Origin of the sequence: Stutzerimonas frequens (genome assembly GCF_024448335.1) — a bacterium.
Lineage (GTDB): Bacteria > Pseudomonadota > Gammaproteobacteria > Pseudomonadales > Pseudomonadaceae > Stutzerimonas > Stutzerimonas frequens.
Genome location: NZ_JAMOHM010000024.1, coordinates 1 through 15,372 on the forward strand (window position 1 = coordinate 1; position 15,372 = coordinate 15,372).

Annotated in this window: 11 protein-coding genes, 1 tRNA gene and 1 pseudogene; all 13 read left to right on the plus strand. The window is 59.1% G+C overall.

Annotation, left to right across the window (positions count from 1 at the left end):
• Positions 1-54: 54 nt before the first annotated feature.
• Positions 55-130: transfer RNA gene (locus NAO55_RS20665), tRNA-Trp, on the plus strand.
• A gap of 42 nt (positions 131-172) precedes the next feature.
• On the plus strand, positions 173-541 hold the full coding sequence (gene secE, locus NAO55_RS20670; protein ID WP_102840416.1) for a preprotein translocase subunit SecE: 369 nt from the start codon (positions 173-175) through the stop codon (positions 539-541).
• Between the two features lie 9 nt (positions 542-550).
• Positions 551-1,084 (plus strand): transcription termination/antitermination protein NusG, encoded by a 534-nt coding sequence (nusG, locus tag NAO55_RS20675; RefSeq protein ID WP_011911976.1) that lies wholly within the window; start codon positions 551-553, stop codon positions 1,082-1,084.
• A gap of 110 nt (positions 1,085-1,194) precedes the next feature.
• On the plus strand, positions 1,195-1,626 hold the full coding sequence (gene rplK, locus NAO55_RS20680) for a 50S ribosomal protein L11 (RefSeq protein WP_063544041.1): 432 nt from the start codon (positions 1,195-1,197) through the stop codon (positions 1,624-1,626).
• The gene (rplA, locus tag NAO55_RS20685; protein WP_102840417.1) at positions 1,626-2,321 is read left to right on the plus strand and encodes a 50S ribosomal protein L1; all 696 of its coding nucleotides are present in this window, start codon (positions 1,626-1,628) and stop codon (positions 2,319-2,321) included. Before rplK ends, rplA begins: the two co-directional genes overlap by 1 nt.
• Positions 2,322-2,529: 208 nt before the next feature.
• Positions 2,530-3,030 (plus strand): 50S ribosomal protein L10, encoded by a 501-nt coding sequence (rplJ, locus tag NAO55_RS20690; protein WP_011911979.1) that lies wholly within the window; start codon positions 2,530-2,532, stop codon positions 3,028-3,030.
• A gap of 80 nt (positions 3,031-3,110) precedes the next feature.
• Positions 3,111-3,479, plus strand: a complete 369-nt coding sequence (rplL, locus tag NAO55_RS20695; protein ID WP_063544045.1) for a 50S ribosomal protein L7/L12 — start codon at positions 3,111-3,113, stop codon at positions 3,477-3,479.
• Positions 3,480-3,691: 212 nt separating this feature from the next.
• Positions 3,692-7,762, plus strand: coding sequence for a DNA-directed RNA polymerase subunit beta (rpoB, locus tag NAO55_RS20700; protein ID WP_102840418.1), 4,071 nt, complete (start codon positions 3,692-3,694; stop codon positions 7,760-7,762).
• A 64-nt stretch (positions 7,763-7,826) separates the two neighbouring features.
• The gene (gene rpoC, locus NAO55_RS20705; protein ID WP_102840419.1) at positions 7,827-12,026 is read left to right on the plus strand and encodes a DNA-directed RNA polymerase subunit beta'; all 4,200 of its coding nucleotides are present in this window, start codon (positions 7,827-7,829) and stop codon (positions 12,024-12,026) included.
• Positions 12,027-12,167: 141 nt separating this feature from the next.
• Complete coding sequence (gene rpsL, locus NAO55_RS20710; protein WP_003280832.1) at positions 12,168-12,539, plus strand: 30S ribosomal protein S12; 372 nt, start codon at positions 12,168-12,170, stop codon at positions 12,537-12,539.
• A 98-nt stretch (positions 12,540-12,637) separates the two neighbouring features.
• On the plus strand, positions 12,638-13,108 hold the full coding sequence (gene rpsG / locus NAO55_RS20715) for a 30S ribosomal protein S7 (RefSeq protein WP_041110229.1): 471 nt from the start codon (positions 12,638-12,640) through the stop codon (positions 13,106-13,108).
• 30 nt (positions 13,109-13,138) lie between these two features.
• A complete protein-coding gene (gene fusA / locus NAO55_RS20720; protein ID WP_063544051.1) occupies positions 13,139-15,259 on the plus strand; it encodes an elongation factor G in 2,121 nt (706 codons plus the stop codon).
• 30 nt (positions 15,260-15,289) lie between these two features.
• Positions 15,290-15,372 (plus strand): annotated as a pseudogene (locus NAO55_RS20725) (GTP-binding protein); the annotation flags it as partial.

A 15,372-nucleotide genomic window follows, 5' to 3' on the forward strand; every position in this document is an offset into this window, starting at 1 on the left:
TAACGATTGATCTGTTTGAAGCAGGTCGGCATAATAGTCGGCCTGACTCTTTCTAGGCCAGTAGCTCAATTGGCAGAGCGGCGGTCTCCAAAACCGCAGGTTGGGGGTTCGATTCCCTCCTGGCCTGCCATTTTCAATAGCGAATTTGGCAGTCTTTACAAGGTTCTAGCAGATGAATATCAAAGCTGAAGCCAATGACACGCGCTTCGATCTGGTGAAGTGGTTTGTTGTGGCTGCTTTGGTCGTGGTTGCCGTGGTTGGTAATCAATACTACTCCGCTGAGCCCATTCTTTATCGTGTCCTTGCGGTGCTTGCAATAGGTGCTGTTGCGGCGTTTGTCGCCTTCCAGACCTCAAAAGGGCGCTCGTTTGCTGTGCTGCTGAAAGAGGCGCGCGGCGAAATTCGCAAGGTCGTTTGGCCGACCCGTCAGGAAACTACCCAGACCACGATGATCGTTGTTGTGGTGGTGTTGGTGATGGCGTTGCTGCTGTGGGGGCTTGATTCTCTGCTCGGCTGGTTGGTCTCCATGGTTGTTGGCTAAGGGTGTCTCGTGGCTAAGCGTTGGTACGTTGTGCATGCTTACTCGGGTTACGAGAAGCACGTCATGCGCTCCTTGATCGAGCGCGTCAAGCTTGCTGGCATGGAAGATGAGTTCGGCGAGATTCTGGTTCCGACCGAAGAGGTCGTGGAGATGCGTAACGGGCAGAAGCGCAAGAGTGAGCGCAAGTTCTTCCCGGGTTACGTTTTGGTCCAGATGGAGATGAACGAGGGTACTTGGCACCTGGTCAAGGATACTCCTCGTGTGATGGGCTTTATTGGTGGTACGGCAGACAAGCCGGCGCCCATCACGGATAAAGAGGCCGAGGCTATTCTTCGTCGCGTGGCCGATGGTAGTGATAAGCCTAAGCCGAAAACGCTCTTCGAGCCAGGTGAGGTGGTTCGCGTAGCTGACGGCCCGTTCGCCGACTTCAATGGCGTTGTCGAAGAGGTCAATTACGAGAAGAGCCGGATTCAGGTCGCGGTCCTCATTTTCGGTCGCTCTACGCCGGTAGAGTTGGAGTTCAGTCAGGTCGAGAAGGTTTAACTGGACGAAGCATCCCACACCCCGCAGTTTCAGGCTGCGGGGTTTTGTCGTCATCGGGATAAATGAGCAATGGGGAGCCGTAAGGCGCTAGAACCCGTAACGGAGTAAATATGGCTAAGAAGATTCAAGCTTACATCAAGCTTCAGGTGAAGGCCGGTCAGGCTAATCCGTCGCCGCCCGTTGGCCCTGCCTTGGGTCAGCATGGTGTGAATATCATGGAGTTCTGCAAGGCTTTCAATGCCAAGACTCAGGGGCAGGAGCCCGGTCTGCCGACCCCTGTGATCATTACTGTATACAGTGACCGCAGTTTTACCTTTGAAACCAAGAGCACTCCGGCAGCTGTGCTGCTGAAGAAGGCCGCTGGCATCACCAGTGGCTCGGCTCGTCCTAACACCCAGAAGGTTGGCACTGTCACTCGTGCCCAGCTGGAAGAGATCGCCAAAACCAAACAGGCCGATCTTACCGCTGCTGAAATGGAAGCTGCTGTTCGAACCATCGCAGGTTCGGCGCGCAGCATGGGCCTGAACGTGGAGGGTGTGTAATGGCTAAGTTGACCAAGCGCCAGAAGGCTATTGCCGAGAAGATCGAGGCTGGCAAGCAGTACGCGTTCGAGGATGCGGCCAAGCTGTTGGCTGAGGTATCCGCGGTCAAATTCACCGAGTCGTTCGACATTGCGATCAATCTCGGTGTCGATCCGCGTAAGTCCGACCAGGTCGTGCGCGGTGCAACCGTTCTGCCGAATGGCACCGGTAAGACCGTTCGTGTCGCAGTTTTCACCCAAGGTCCGGCTGCTGAGGCTGCGCTGGCTGCCGGCGCTGATCGGGTTGGCATGGACGAATTGGCTGCTGAGATGAAAGGCGGTGATCTGAACTATGACGTAGTGATCGCTTCGCCGGATGCCATGCGTGTTGTTGGTCAGCTGGGCCAGATTCTCGGTCCGCGTGGACTGATGCCTAACCCGAAAGTCGGCACCGTTACCCCTGACGTGGCTACAGCTGTCAAGAATGCCAAGGCTGGTCAGGTGCGTTTCCGTACCGACAAGAACGGCATTATCCACACCTCGGTGGGTAAGGTTGGCTTTGAGGCTGGCCAGCTGAAGCAGAACGTCGAAGCGCTGCTGTCGGATCTCAAGCGCCTGAAGCCATCCACTTCCAAAGGTATCTACGTCAAGCGTGTGACCCTGAGCACCACCATGGGCCCAGGGCTGGTCATCGATCAGTGTTCGCTGGAAGCGTAAAGCCTGGCTGCCTCCATGATGGGGCGGCTTGCAATATTGGGGTCCCTGCCTGGCGGGGGCTATCCAAGACCGTAGGTGGCGCAAGCCTTAAACCCGGAGAGTGATCTCTTAAGCCTACGCAGATGGTGCTCCCGATTCGTACCGAATCAGACACCAAAACGCCGTCCGGCTCCGGCCTGACGTATCGGTAAAAACCAGGAGTAAACCCGTGGCAATTAAACTCGAAGACAAGAAGGCCATCGTCGCTGAAGTCAACGAGGCTGCCAAAGCCGGTCTGTCCGCTGTCGTGGCTGATGCCCGTGGCGTGACCGTCGGCGCAATGACCGGACTCCGTAAAGAGGCCCGAGCGGCTGGTGTGTACGTGAAAGTCGTGCGTAACACCCTGCTCAAGCGCGCTGTTGAAGGCACTCAGTTTGACGTGCTCAACGACGTGTTCAAAGGCCCGACCCTGATTGCATTCTCCAACGAACATCCGGGCGCTGCTGCTCGTATCTTCAAGGAGTTCGCCAAGGGTCAGGACAAGTTCGAGATCAAGGCAGCTGCGTTCGAGGGCAAGTTCCTCGCAGCAAACCAGATCGACGTGCTGGCAAGCCTGCCGACTCGCGAAGAGGGCATCGCACAGCTGATGAGCGTTATTCAAGGCGCCACCAGCAAGCTCGCTCGCACCCTGGCAGCTATTCGCGACCAGAAAGAAGCTGCTGCTGCCTGAGGCGGCGTAAGCACTTTCAAAATCACATGTTTAATTTGATGGCTGCGTAAGCTGTCACCCCAATACAGGAATAGATAGTCATGTCTCTGACTAACGAGCAAATCATCGAAGCGATCGGCCAGAAATCCGTAATGGAAATCGTCGAGCTGATCAAGGCGATGGAAGAAACCTTCGGTGTTACCGCTGCTGCTGCCACCGTTGCTGCTGCTGGCCCGGCTGCCGCTGCTGTCGAAGAGCAGACCGAGTTCACCATCGTCCTGGCTGAAGCCGGCGACAAGAAAGTGAACGTGATCAAGGCGGTTCGCGAGCTGACCGGTCTGGGCCTGAAAGAAGCCAAGGCTGTCGTTGACGGCGCCCCGGGCGTGGTCAAGGAAGGCGTTTCGAAGGAAGAAGCCGAAGCTGCCAAGAAGGCTCTGGAAGAAGCTGGCGCCAAAGTCGAGCTCAAGTAAGCGACGACCTTGCGTCTACAGCCCGAGCGACTCGCGACAGGCTGATGGCTGGTGGCTCTTGCCACCGGCCTTTTTCCGTTATGGAAAGCCAGCCATGCTGGCTCTTCCTCGGAAGCCACCTACAGGTGGCGCGAACCATGGGGTTCGCAAGATTTTCTGGCTGCTCCCGTCGGGAGAAGCCAACAAGCAGGTGACCAAGCTGGGGAACGCTGATGGCTTACTCATACACTGAGAAAAAACGTATCCGCAAGGACTTTAGCAAGTTACCGCACGTGATGGACGTGCCGTATCTTTTGGCCATCCAGCTGGATTCGTATCGCGAATTCCTGCAGGCGGGAGCGACCAAAGATCAGTTCCGCGACATTGGCTTGCATGCAGCCTTCAAATCCGTTTTCCCGATTATCAGCTATTCCGGCAATGCAGCGCTGGAATACGTCGGCTATCGCCTGGGCGAGCCGGCTTTCGATGTCAAGGAATGTGTCCTGCGCGGCGTGACCTTCGCCGTTCCGCTGCGCGTCAAGGTGCGCCTGATCATTTTCGACAAAGAGTCGTCGAACAAGGCCATCAAGGACATCAAGGAACAGGAAGTCTACATGGGGGAAATCCCCCTCATGACCGAGAACGGTACCTTCATCATCAACGGTACCGAACGCGTCATAGTTTCCCAGCTGCATCGTTCGCCGGGCGTGTTCTTCGATCATGACCGCGGCAAGACCCACAGCTCCGGCAAGCTGCTGTACTCCGCGCGTATCATTCCTTACCGCGGCTCTTGGCTCGACTTCGAATTCGATCCGAAGGACGCAGTGTTCGTCCGTATCGACCGTCGCCGCAAGTTGCCGGCGTCGGTGCTTCTGCGTGCGCTCAATTACAGCACCGAAGAGATCCTGGACGCCTTCTACGATACCAACGTCTTCCACGTCAAAGGCGAAACCCTGGCGCTGGAACTGGTACCGCAGCGTCTGCGCGGCGAGATCGCTACTTTCGACATCAAGGATGACAGCGGCAAGGTCATCGTCGAGCAGGGCCGTCGCATCACCGCTCGCCACATCAACCAGCTCGACAAGTCCGGCATCAAAGAGCTCGAGATGCCAATGGACTATGTCCTGGGCCGTACCGTCGCCAAGGCGATCGTGCATCCGGCCACCGGCGAGATCATCGCCGAGTGCAACACCGAGCTGACCGTCGACGTCATGGCGAAGATCGTCAAGGCGCAGGTCGTACGCTTCGAGACGCTGTACACCAACGACATCGATTGTGGTCCGTTCATTTCCGACACGCTGAAGATCGATTCGACCACCAATCAGCTCGAAGCGTTGGTCGAGATCTATCGCATGATGCGCCCGGGCGAGCCGCCAACTAAGGACGCCGCCGAGACGCTGTTCAACAACTTGTTCTTCGCTGCCGAGCGCTACGACCTGTCGGCTGTCGGCCGGATGAAGTTCAACCGCCGTATCGGTCGTACCGAGATCGAGGGCTCCGGCGTACTGAGCCGCGAGGACATCGTCGCGGTCCTGAAGACCCTGGTCGACATCCGCAACGGCAAGGGTATCGTCGATGACATCGACCACCTGGGTAACCGTCGCGTGCGCTGTGTCGGCGAAATGGCCGAAAACCAGTTCCGTGTTGGCCTCGTACGCGTCGAGCGTGCGGTCAAAGAGCGTCTGTCGATGGCCGAAAGCGAAGGCCTGATGCCGCAGGACCTGATCAATGCCAAGCCGGTTGCGGCGGCGGTGAAGGAGTTCTTCGGTTCCAGCCAGCTCTCGCAGTTCATGGACCAGAACAACCCGCTTTCGGAAATCACCCACAAGCGCCGCGTCTCCGCACTCGGCCCGGGCGGTCTGACCCGTGAGCGTGCCGGCTTCGAGGTGCGTGACGTGCACCCGACTCACTACGGCCGTGTCTGCCCGATCGAAACCCCTGAAGGTCCGAACATTGGTCTGATCAACTCCCTGGCTGCCTATGCTCGCACCAACCAGTATGGTTTCCTCGAAAGCCCGTACCGTGTGGTCAAGGACGGCGAAGTCACCGACGAAATCGTGTTCCTTTCGGCGATCGAAGAAGCTGACCACGTGATCGCCCAGGCCAGCGCCAAGCTGGACGGTCGCAAGCTGGTCGACGAGCTGGTGGCCGTGCGTCATCTGAACGAATTCACCGTCAAGGCGCCGGAAGACGTCACCCTGATGGACGTTTCGCCGAAGCAGGTCGTCTCCGTCGCTGCCTCGCTGATTCCGTTCCTTGAGCACGACGACGCCAACCGCGCGCTGATGGGTTCCAACATGCAGCGTCAGGCCGTGCCGACCCTGCGTTCGGACAAACCACTGGTAGGTACCGGCATGGAGCGCAACGTGGCACGCGACTCAGGCGTCTGCGTGGTCGCTCGTCGCGGCGGCGTGATCGACTCGGTCGATGCCAGCCGTATCGTGGTGCGCGTGCGTGACGATGAGGTCGAGACCGGCGAAGCGGGTGTCGACATCTATAACCTGACCAAGTACACCCGCTCCAACCAGAACACCTGCATCAACCAGCGTCCGCTGGTGCGCAAGGGTGACGTGGTGGCGCGTGGCGACATCATGGCCGACGGTCCGTCCACCGACATGGGTGAGCTGGCACTGGGTCAGAACATGCGCGTCGCGTTCATGCCGTGGAACGGCTACAACTTCGAGGACTCCATCCTCCTCTCGGAGCGTGTGGTTCAGGAAGATCGTTTCACCACTATCCATATCCAGGAACTCACCTGCGTGTCGCGCGACACCAAGCTCGGCCCGGAGGAGATCACCGCAGACATCCCGAACGTGGGTGAGGCTGCGCTGAACAAGCTGGACGAGGCCGGTATCGTCTACGTCGGTGCCGAAGTCGGCCCGGGCGACATCCTCGTCGGCAAGGTGACGCCGAAGGGCGAAACCCAGCTGACGCCGGAAGAGAAGCTGCTGCGCGCGATCTTCGGTGAGAAGGCTTCCGACGTGAAGGACACCTCCCTGCGTGTGCCGACCGGCACCAAGGGCACCGTCATTGATGTGCAGGTGTTCATCCGCGACGGCGTCGAGCGCGACTCCCGTGCGCTGGCCATCGAGAAGATGCAGCTCGACGAGATCCGCAAGGATCTCAACGAAGAGTTCCGTATCGTCGAAGGCGCCACGTTCGAGCGCCTGCGCTCGGCGTTGGTCGGTGCGACTGCCGAGGGTGGCGCCGGCCTGAAGAAAGGTGTCGTGATCACCGACGAGATTCTGGATGGGCTCGAGCATGGCCAGTGGTTCAAGCTGCGCATGGCCGAAGACGCGCTGAATGAGCAGCTGGAGAAGGCCCAGGCCTACCTCTCCGATCGCCGCCAGCTGCTCGACGACAAGTTCGAGGACAAGAAGCGCAAGCTGCAGCAGGGCGACGACCTCGCGCCGGGCGTGCTGAAGATCGTCAAGGTCTACCTGGCCATCAAACGTCGCATCCAGCCGGGCGACAAGATGGCCGGTCGTCACGGTAACAAGGGTGTGGTCTCGGTGATCATGCCGGTCGAAGACATGCCGCACGATGCCAACGGCACGCCGGTGGACATCGTCCTGAACCCGCTGGGTGTACCGTCGCGTATGAACGTCGGGCAGATCCTCGAAACCCACCTGGGCCTCGCGGCCAAGGGCCTGGGGGAGAAGATCAACCTAATGCTCGAAGAGCAGCGCAAGGTCGCCGAGCTGCGCAAGTTCTTGCATGAGATCTACAACGAGATCGGTGGTCGCCAGGAAAGCCTGGACGACCTGAGCGATCAGGAAGTGCTGGACCTGGCGAACAACCTGCGCAAGGGCGTTCCCATGGCCACCCCGGTATTCGATGGTGCCAAGGAGCGCGAGATCAAGGCCATGCTGAAGCTGGCCGATCTGCCGGAAAGCGGTCAGATGCAGCTGTTCGACGGACGTACCGGCAACAAGTTCGAGCGCACCACCACGGTCGGCTACATGTACATGCTGAAGCTGAACCACCTGGTCGACGACAAGATGCACGCGCGTTCTACCGGTTCGTACAGTCTGGTTACCCAGCAGCCGCTGGGTGGTAAGGCGCAGTTCGGTGGTCAGCGCTTCGGGGAGATGGAGGTCTGGGCGCTGGAAGCCTACGGCGCCGCGTACACCCTGCAGGAAATGCTCACGGTCAAGTCGGACGACGTGAACGGGCGGACCAAGATGTACAAGAACATCGTGGACGGCGATCACCGTATGGAGGCCGGCATGCCGGAATCCTTCAACGTGCTGATCAAAGAGATCCGCTCGCTCGGTATCGATATCGATCTGGAAACCGAATAACCACGCACCGCCTGTGCGGCACCGGCGATAGCCGGCTGCCGCAGGTCCGTGAGGAGGAAAGGCCTTGAAAGACTTGCTGAATCTGTTGAAAAACCAGGGTCAAATCGAAGAGTTCGATGCCATCAAGATTGCCCTGGCGTCGCCCGAGATGATCCGTTCCTGGTCCTTCGGTGAAGTGAAGAAGCCGGAGACCATCAACTACCGTACGTTCAAACCTGAACGCGACGGCCTTTTCTGCGCCAAGATCTTTGGCCCGGTCAAGGACTACGAGTGCCTGTGCGGCAAGTACAAGCGCCTCAAGCACCGTGGCGTGATTTGTGAGAAGTGTGGTGTGGAAGTCGCGCTGGCCAAGGTCCGTCGCGAGCGCATGGCGCACATCGAGCTGGCTTCGCCAGTCGCCCACATCTGGTTCCTGAAGTCGCTGCCGTCCCGTATCGGCCTGCTGCTGGACATGACCCTGCGCGATATCGAACGCGTGCTCTATTTCGAGAGCTACGTGGTGATCGATCCGGGCATGACCACCCTGGAAAAAGGCCAGCTGCTGAACGACGAGCAGTACTTCGAGGCGCTGGAAGAGTTCGGTGACGACTTCGATGCCCGCATGGGCGCCGAAGCTGTTCGCGAGCTGCTGATCCAGATCGACCTGGAGCACGAGATCGGCCGTCTGCGCGAGGAAATTCCGCAGACCAACTCGGAAACCAAGATCAAGAAGCTCTCCAAGCGTCTGAAGCTGATGGAGGCCTTCCATGGCTCGGGCAACCTGCCGGAGTGGATGATCTTGACCGTGCTGCCGGTGCTGCCGCCGGATCTGCGTCCGCTGGTCCCGCTGGATGGCGGTCGTTTCGCGACTTCGGATCTGAACGATCTGTATCGCCGCGTGATCAACCGCAACAACCGTCTGAAGCGCCTGCTCGACCTGTCGGCGCCGGACATCATCGTGCGCAACGAAAAGCGCATGCTGCAGGAGGCGGTCGATGCGCTGCTGGACAACGGCCGTCGCGGCCGTGCCATCACCGGTTCGAACAAGCGCCCGCTGAAATCCCTGGCCGACATGATCAAGGGTAAGCAGGGCCGTTTCCGTCAGAACCTGCTCGGCAAGCGCGTGGACTACTCCGGTCGTTCCGTGATCACCGTAGGCCCGACCCTGCGTCTGCACCAGTGCGGTCTGCCGAAGAAGATGGCCCTCGAGCTGTTCAAGCCGTTCATCTTCGGCAAGCTGGAAATGCGCGGCATGGCCACCACCATCAAGGCGGCCAAGAAGATGGTCGAGCGCGAGCTGCCGGAAGTCTGGGACGTTCTCGCCGAAGTGATTCGCGAACATCCCGTGCTGCTCAACCGCGCGCCGACGCTGCACCGTCTGGGTATCCAGGCGTTCGAGCCGGTACTGATCGAAGGCAAGGCGATCCAGCTGCACCCGCTGGTCTGTGCCGCGTACAACGCCGACTTCGACGGTGACCAGATGGCCGTGCACGTGCCGCTGACGCTGGAAGCCCAGCTGGAAGCGCGCGCGCTGATGATGTCGACCAACAACATCCTCTCGCCAGCCAACGGCGAGCCGATCATCGTTCCGTCGCAGGACGTGGTTCTGGGTCTGTACTACATGACCCGTGAAGCCATCAATGCCAAGGGCGAAGGTCGCGTGTTCGCCGACCTGCAGGAAGTCGACCGCGTGTTCCGCGCCGGCGAGGCCTCGCTGCACGCCCGGGTCAAGGTGCGTATCAACGAGACCATCAAGGATCGCGACGGCAGCATCACCAAGAACACCCGCATCGTCGACACCACCGTCGGCCGCGCGCTGCTGTTCCAGATCGTGCCGGAAGGAATGTCGTTCGACGTCGTCAACCAGCCGATGAAGAAGAAGGCGATCTCCAAGCTGATCAACCTGTGCTACCGCACCGTTGGTCTGAAGGACACCGTCATCTTTGCCGACCAGCTGATGTATACCGGTTTCGCCTACTCGACCATCTCCGGTGTTTCGATCGGCGTGAACGATTTCGTCATCCCGGACGAGAAGGCGCGCATCATCGATGCGGCCACCGAAGAAGTGAAGGAAATCGAATCGCAGTACGCCTCCGGCCTGGTTACCCAGGGCGAGAAGTACAACAAGGTGATCGACCTCTGGTCCAAGGCCAACGATGAAGTCTCCAAGGCGATGATGGCTAACCTCTCGAAAGAGAAGGTCATCGACCGCGAAGGCAACGAGGCCGAGCAGGACTCGTTCAACTCGATGTACATGATGGCCGACTCCGGTGCGCGGGGTTCCGCGGCTCAGATTCGCCAGCTCGCCGGTATGCGTGGCCTGATGGCCAAGCCGGACGGCTCCATCATCGAGACGCCGATCACCGCGAACTTCCGTGAGGGTCTGAACGTACTGCAGTACTTCATCTCCACGCACGGTGCTCGTAAGGGTCTGGCGGATACCGCTCTGAAGACCGCGAACTCCGGTTACCTGACGCGTCGTCTGGTCGACGTCGCGCAGGATCTGGTAGTTACCGAGATCGATTGCGGCACCGAGCAGGGGCTGCACATGACCCCGCACATCGAAGGTGGCGATGTGGTCGAGCCGCTCGGTGAGCGCGTACTGGGTCGTGTGATTGCACGTGACGTGCTCAAGCCGGGCACTGATGACGTGCTGGTCCCAGCGGGTACGTTGATTGACGAGCAGTGGGTCGACTTCATCGAGCTGAACAGCATCGACGAAGTGATCGTGCGTTCGCCTATCTCGTGTGAAACCCGTTACGGCATCTGCGCCAAGTGCTACGGTCGCGATCTGGCCCGCGGGCATCAGGTCAACATCGGTGAGGCTGTCGGTGTCATCGCCGCGCAGTCGATCGGTGAGCCGGGCACCCAGCTGACCATGCGTACCTTCCACATCGGTGGTGCGGCGAGCCGTACCTCGGCCGTCGACAACGTACTGGTGAAGAATGGCGGTACCATCCGCCTGCACAACCTGAAGCACGTAGAGCGTGCCGACGGCGCGCTGGTAGCCGTGTCCCGTTCCGGTGAGCTGGCTGTGGCGGACGACTTCGGTCGTGAGCGCGAGCGTTACAAGCTGCCGTACGGTGCTGTGATTTCCGTGAAGGAAGGCGACAAGGTCGATGCTGGCGCCGTGGTTGCCAAATGGGATCCGCACACCCACCCGATCGTGACCGAGATGAAGGGTATCGTGACCTTCGTCGGTATGGAGGAGAACATCACCATCAAGCGCCAGACCGACGAGCTGACCGGTCTGACCAACATCGAGGTGATGGATCCGAAGGATCGTCCGGCCTCTGGCAAGGACATTCGTCCGGCCATCAAGATGGTCGATGCCAGTGGCAAGGAACTGCTGCTGCCGGGTACCGACGTACCGGCTCAGTACTTCCTGCCGGCTAACGCGCTGGTCGGTGTGGCTGACGGTGCCGAGATCAACGTGGGTGACGTCATCGCACGTATCCCGCAGGAGACCTCGAAAACCCGCGATATCACCGGTGGTCTGCCGCGCGTTGCTGACCTGTTCGAAGCGCGTCGTCCGAAGGAGCCGTCCATCCTGGCGGAAATCAGCGGTACGATTTCCTTCGGCAAGGAAACCAAGGGCAAGCGTCGTCTGGTCATCACTCCGACCGACGGCAGTGATCCGTACGAGGAGCTGATTCCGAAGTGGCGTCACCTCAACGTCTTCGAAGGCGAACAGGTGAACAAGGGTGAAGTAATCTCCGACGGTCCGAGCAACCCGCACGACATCCTGCGTCTGCTGGGCGTCAGTGCACTGGCACGCTACATCGTCAACGAGATCCAGGACGTTTACCGCCTGCAGGGCGTGAAGATCAACGACAAGCACATCGAGACGATCCTGCGACAGATGCTGCGCAAGGTCGAGATCACCGAGTCGGGAGATTCCAGCTTCATCAAGGGTGACCAGATGGAGCTGACCCAGGTGCTGGAAGAAAACGAGCGCCTGAGTGAAGAGGACAAGTTCGTCGCCAAGTACGTGCGCGTCCTGCTGGGTATCACCAAGGCCTCGCTGTCGACGGAGTCGTTCATTTCCGCGGCCTCCTTCCAGGAAACCACCCGCGTGCTGACCGAGGCGGCCGTCACTGGCAAGCGCGACTACCTGCGCGGGCTGAAGGAAAACGTGGTCGTGGGCCGTCTGATTCCGGCCGGTACCGGTCTGGCCTATCACAGCGAGCGCAAGCGCAAGCGTGACGCCGAGAAGCCGGTTCGCGTGAGTGCCGATGAAGTCGAAGCGGCGCTGACTGAAGCGCTGAACTCCAGCGGCAATTGAGAGTGCCAGGCCCCGGTCGCAAGCCGGGGCCTGCCTTGACGGTGGGCGAGAAGCTCTTTAGACTCTCGTACCCCTAAATTGGCGGGGCTTCGTGCCCTGCCATTTTTCGTTTGTGTCGAAAGACAACAGTGGAGCTAGTAGATGGCAACTATCAACCAGCTGGTACGTCAGCCGCGCAAGCGGGTCGTCGAGAAGAGCGACGTCCCTGCGCTGCAAAACTGCCCGCAGCGTCGTGGCGTGTGCACCCGTGTGTACACCACCACGCCGAAGAAACCGAACTCCGCACTGCGTAAGGTGTGCCGTGTTCGTCTGACCAATGGCTATGAAGTCGCCTCCTATATCGGTGGTGAAGGTCATAACCTGCAAGAGCACAGCGTAGTGCTGATCCGTGGCGGTCGTGTAAAGGACCTTCCGGGTGTGCGTTACCACACCGTGCGCGGTTCGCTGGATACCTCTGGCGTGAAGGACCGCAAGCAGGGTCGCTCCAAATACGGCGCCAAGCGTCCGAAGTAATCAGCATTTCTATTTATCTGAGTCGATAAGAGTAAGGTCGGGCGTAACCTGAGCGTTACCGTTCCGAGCTAACCTGAAGACCGTTTGAGGGCTTATCAATGCCAAGACGTCGTGTAGCAGCCAAGCGCGAGATCCTGGACGATCCGAAATACGGAAGTCTGATCCTGGCCAAGTTCATGAACCACGTAATGGAGAGCGGCAAGAAGGCCGTTGCCGAGCGTATCGTTTATGGTGCCTTGGACAAGGTGAAGGAGCGCAAGAACAGCGATCCCCTGGAAGTCTTCGAAAAAGCACTCGATGCCATCGCTCCGCTGGTCGAAGTCAAGTCCCGCCGTGTAGGTGGTGCTACCTACCAGGTTCCGGTCGAAGTTCGTCCTTCCCGTCGTAACGCGCTGGCCATGCGCTGGCTGGTAGATGCTGCGCGCAAGCGTGGCGAAAAATCCATGGCGCTGCGCCTTGCTGGCGAGCTGCTGGATGCTTTTGAAGGTAAAGGCGCTGCGGTCAAGAAGCGCGAAGACGTGCACCGTATGGCTGAAGCCAACAAGGCCTTCTCGCACTATCGCTTCTAAATCAAGCGCAACTTTTACGAGGACCTTATTGTGGCCCGTACTACCCCTATCAACCGTTACCGTAACATCGGTATCTGTGCTCACGTCGACGCGGGCAAGACTACCACCACGGAGCGGATTCTGTTTTACACCGGCCTCAGCCACAAGATGGGTGAAGTGCATGACGGTGCGGCGACCACCGACTGGATGGTGCAGGAGCAGGAGCGTGGTATTACCATCACTTCTGCAGCTGTAACGACCTTCTGGCAGGGTTCGCGCGGTCAGTACGACAACTATCGCGTAAACGTCATCGATACCCCCGGCCACGTTGACTTCACCATCGAAGTGGAGCGCTCCCTGCGCGTTCTCGACGGTGCTGTCGTCGTGTTCTGCGGTACCTCCGGTGTCGAGCCGCAGTCCGAAACCGTATGGCGTCAGGCCAACAAGTACGGCGTTCCGCGTATCGTCTACGTCAACAAGATGGACCGTCAGGGCGCCAACTTCCTGCGCGTCGTCGGTCAGATCAAGCAGCGTCTGGGTCACACCCCGGTGCCGGTTCAGCTTGCTATCGGTTCCGAAGAGAACTTCGAAGGTCAGATCGATCTGATCAAGATGAAGGCCATCTACTGGAACGATGACGACAAGGGAACTACCTACCGCGAGGAAGAGATTCCTGCGGAGCTGCAGGCCATGGCTGAAGAGTATCGCTCCAACATGGTCGAGGCTGCGGCCGAGGCCAACGAAGAGCTGATGAACAAGTATCTCGAAGAGGGCGAACTGTCCGTCGACGAGATCAAGGCTGGTCTGCGTCAGCGCACCATCGCCTGCGAAATTGTTCCTGCAGTCTGCGGTTCCTCCTTCAAGAACAAGGGTGTGCCGCTGGTTCTCGATGCCGTGATCGAGTTCCTGCCTGCGCCGACCGAGATTCCGGCTATCCAGGGTGTCAACCCGGATAACGAGGAGCAGGTTGACGAGCGTCATGCAAGTGATGACGAGCCGTTCTCTGCGCTGGCCTTCAAGATCGCGACCGACCCGTTCGTTGGTACGCTGACCTTTACCCGTGTTTATTCCGGTGTTCTCGCCTCTGGCGACTCGGTAATGAACTCGGTCAAGGGCAAGAAGGAGCGCGTAGGTCGGATGGTGCAGATGCACGCCAACCAGCGTGAAGAGATCAAGGAATGCCGCGCTGGTGACATCGCCGCTCTGATTGGTATGAAGGACGTCACCACTGGTGACACCCTCTGCTCGATCGAAAAGCCGATCATTCTCGAGCGTATGGACTTCCCGGAACCGGTTATTTCGGTTGCCGTCGAGCCGAAGACCAAGGCTGATCAGGAGAAGATGGGTATCGCGCTGGGCAAGCTGGCCCAGGAAGACCCGTCGTTCCGCGTCAAGACCGATGAGGAAACCGGCCAGACCATCATCTCCGGTATGGGCGAGCTGCACCTGGACATCCTCGTTGACCGCATGAAGCGCGAGTTCAACGTCGAGGCCAACATCGGCAAGCCGCAGGTTTCCTACCGCGAAACCATCACCAAGGACAATGTCGAGATCGAAGGCAAGTTCGTTCGTCAGTCCGGTGGTCGCGGTCAGTTCGGTCACTGCTGGATTCGCTTCTCGACTCCGGACGTGGACGACAAGGGCAACATCACCGAAGGTCTGGTATTCACCAACGAAGTCGTTGGTGGTGTGGTTCCGAAGGAATACATCCCGGCGATCCAGAAGGGTATCGAAGAGCAGATGAAGAACGGCGTGGTTGCCGGCTATCCGCTGATCGGCCTGAAGGCAACCGTGTTCGATGGTTCCTACCACGACGTCGACTCCAACGAGATGGCGTTCAAGGTGGCGGCTTCCATGGCTACCAAGCAGCTGGCCCAGAAGGGCGGCGGCAAGGTGCTCGAGCCGATCATGAAGGTCGAAGTGGTGACCCCTGAAGACTACATGGGCGATGTGATGGGTGACCTGAACCGTCGTCGTGGTCTGATTCAGGGTATGGAAGACTCGGTCTCCGGCAAGGTAATCCGTGCCGAGGTTCCGCTCGGAGAGATGTTCGGTTATGCGACCGACGTTCGTTCCATGTCTCAGGGTCGCGCGAGCTACTCCATGGAATTCTCCAAATACGCTGAGGCTCCGGCGAACATCGTCGAAACGCTCGTTAAAAAACAAGGTTGATTCAGCCCTTTAAGTAAGAGGTTTACTGTCGTGGCTAAGGAAAAATTCGAACGTAACAAACCGCACGTCAACGTCGGCACCATTGGTCACGTCGACCATGGCAAGACCACTTT

Bases quoted from the DNA above. Each gene is read 5' to 3' on its own strand.
- rpsG (WP_041110229.1), top strand. From the start codon at position 12,638: ATGCCAAGACGTCGTGTAGCAGCCAAGCGCGAGATCCTGGACGATCCG.
- rplL (WP_063544045.1), top strand. From the start codon at position 3,111: ATGTCTCTGACTAACGAGCAAATCATCGAAGCGATCGGCCAGAAATCC.
- rpsL (WP_003280832.1), top strand. From the start codon at position 12,168: ATGGCAACTATCAACCAGCTGGTACGTCAGCCGCGCAAGCGGGTCGTC.
- secE (WP_102840416.1), top strand. From the start codon at position 173: ATGAATATCAAAGCTGAAGCCAATGACACGCGCTTCGATCTGGTGAAG.
- rplA (WP_102840417.1), top strand. From the start codon at position 1,626: ATGGCTAAGTTGACCAAGCGCCAGAAGGCTATTGCCGAGAAGATCGAG.
- rplK (WP_063544041.1), top strand. From the start codon at position 1,195: ATGGCTAAGAAGATTCAAGCTTACATCAAGCTTCAGGTGAAGGCCGGT.
- rpoB (WP_102840418.1), top strand. From the start codon at position 3,692: ATGGCTTACTCATACACTGAGAAAAAACGTATCCGCAAGGACTTTAGC.